Source organism: Bradyrhizobium sp. P2_E8, assembly GCF_056403875.1.
Genome location: NZ_JBFUES010001098.1, coordinates 1 through 2,306, shown reverse-complemented (window position 1 = coordinate 2,306; position 2,306 = coordinate 1). Strand labels below are relative to the sequence as shown.

The window sequence follows — 2,306 nt, the reverse complement described above, 5'->3', positions numbered from 1 at the left end:
ACGAGACGTTGACGATATGCGCCTCGTCCCTCGTCTTCAGGTGCGGCAGGAAGGCGCGGGTGCCGCGCACCACGCCCCAGAAATTGATGTCGAACAGCCACTCCAACTGCGCCTGGTCGATTTCCTCGAAGGTGCCCAGCAGCGCCACGCCGGCATTGTTGACGACGATGCCGAGTGACGGATGCGCCGCGGTCGCTTCGCTGGCGAACTGCGCGATGTCGCCGGGCTCGCTAACGTCGACGCGATGCACGCTGACCTTGCGTGCCTTGTCGCTTCGTCCGCCGATCTCGGCGGCGAGCGCCTTCAGCCCGGCCTCGTCGCGATCGGCGAGCGCAAGGTCGCAGCCGCGCCGGGCGAGTTCGATGGCGAGTGCGCGGCCAATGCCGCTCGCAGCCCCCGTGATGGCGGCGGCGCCGCGAATCGCAGTCATGGATCCCCCCTCAATCTCCGATTTTGGAACTATGATTTACATTTTTTCAGAATGGAACCGAACCGTATTCGAGTTGGCTCCTTAACGTAAGTTACTCGGACGCAGACAGGCAGCATTGGGAGCCGCCGATGGGACAATCAAGACCATTCACTGCAACGGCACTCATCGTTGAAGACGACCCCATGCAGAGAGAGATGCTCAGTCTCCTGCTGGAAGAGAGCGGCTATCAGGTCATCCAGTGCGAGAGCGCCGAAGCGGCCGAGCGCGTGCTCGAGAAGAGCGCAGGCGCAATTTGCCTGATGCTGACCGACGTGCAGCTTGCCGGCCGCATGAACGGCGTCGAGCTCGCCCATGTCGCCAAGGGACGCAATCCCAAGCTCGACATCGTCGTCACCTCCGGCCGCCCCTTGAAGCAGCCCTTGCCCGACGGTGCCAAATTCTGGGCCAAGCCCTGGGCGCCCCTCGACGTGCTGCGCGAGGCCGAGATCGCGCAGCTGGCCTGACGGTGACGGTGTCAGAAGTGTTTTGCTTGCAGGGCTGGCCTGTTCTCAACCCGTCATCCTGATGGCTGATCCCGGGGCGCCGCTTTCTTGCCGTGAGGCGGGGTGATAGGGTCCGCTCATGACCTGGTCCTTCCTGCTCACCTCGCTGATCGTCGTCGCCTCGCCCGGCACCGGCGTGCTCTACACGCTGGCCGCAGCGCTCACTCGCGGCCCGCGAGCCAGCGTCGCCGCCGCCTTCGGCTGCACGCTCGGGATCGTGCCGCACATGATTGCAGCCATGCTGGGACTTGCCGCCGTGCTCCACACCAGCGCGCTCGCCTTCGCCGCGCTGAAATGGTGCGGCGTTCTCTATCTGCTCTACATGTCCTGGCAGGCGCTGCGCGAGCGAGGTGCGCTGGCGGTGGAGGGCGAGATCAGGGAGCGGTCGAGCGGCCGGGTCATCGTCACCGGCTTCCTGATCAACATCCTCAATCCAAAACTGTCGATCTTCTTCCTCGCCTTCCTGCCGCAGTTCATCGCGGCGGACGAGGCCCATGTGCTGGCGCGGATGCTGGAATTGAGCGGCGCCTTCATGGCGATGACCTTTGCGGTGTTCGTTGTCTACGGCCTCTGCGCCGCATCCGTGCGCGAGCGCGTCATCTCCCGCCCCGCGGTGATGACCTGGCTGCGCCGCAGCTTTGCCGCGGGATTTGCCGCGCTTGGTGCCAAGCTGGCGTTTGCGGAAAGGTAGGCGCTTTCTTCTTTACCTCTCCCGCCTGCGGGGAGAGGTCGCATCCCATCGAAGATGGGATGCGGGTGAGGGGGTACAGGTCTCTCGACAACCTCACTTGCGGAAGCGCCCCTCACCCCACCCTCTCCCCGCGAAGAGCGGGGCGAGGGARCGAGAGAGCGGGGCCACCCAATAAAAAAGCGGGCCTAGGGCCCGCCATCTCTACTCTCTCAACCTTACCCGACGCCCGGGCAGAGCGAGGCTCCACCCGGGCAAAGAACATGCTGGCTACTTCTTCTTCGCGGCCTTCTTGGCCTTTTTCTTCGTCGCCTTCTTCGCCTTCTTCGCTTTCTTAGCCATAGTATCCTCTCAAGGGTTAATGGTGGAACGCGACACGAGGGATGCTCGGCGGAGGGCCAGCCTCGCAACATCCTCGACGACAAACTCAGCAGATTCGCAGGTCTCTGCCCCGCGCCGTCATATCTGTGTCATCACGTTATCCACAGCTCAGATGCGTTTTCGGGTGCTTTTTGCCCGCGAATCCGCTCCGCGCGGATCGCGATGCGACCGCACGAGGTCGACGGCAACATGCCTAACGATCTGACAATCCGCGCGCCGTTCATGAATCCAAAACCAAAGGCGCGCATTGGAGGATCGCAGTGAG

3 protein-coding genes are annotated in these 2,306 nt (G+C 63.5%); 2 read left to right on the top strand and 1 reads right to left on the bottom strand.

The annotated features are described in order from the left end of the window. Positions 1–430 (bottom strand): SDR family NAD(P)-dependent oxidoreductase (locus AC1D00_RS37170; RefSeq protein WP_477014093.1); only part of this gene is annotated, 430 nt, incomplete at its 3' end. Between the two features lie 128 nt (positions 431–558). Between AC1D00_RS37170 and AC1D00_RS37165 the strand changes: the two genes are divergently transcribed. Then, positions 559–933 (top strand): response regulator, encoded by a 375-nt coding sequence (locus tag AC1D00_RS37165; RefSeq protein ID WP_135177564.1) that lies wholly within the window; start codon positions 559–561, stop codon positions 931–933. Between the two features lie 118 nt (positions 934–1,051). Next, entirely contained in the window at positions 1,052–1,663 is a 612-nt protein-coding gene (locus AC1D00_RS37160) for a LysE family translocator (protein WP_135177563.1), read from the top strand. The last annotated feature ends 643 nt before the right edge of the window (positions 1,664–2,306 follow it).

Bases quoted from the DNA above. Each gene is read 5' to 3' on its own strand.
- AC1D00_RS37165 (WP_135177564.1), top strand. From the start codon at position 559: ATGGGACAATCAAGACCATTCACTGCAACGGCACTCATCGTTGAAGAC.
- AC1D00_RS37160 (WP_135177563.1), top strand. From the start codon at position 1,052: ATGACCTGGTCCTTCCTGCTCACCTCGCTGATCGTCGTCGCCTCGCCC.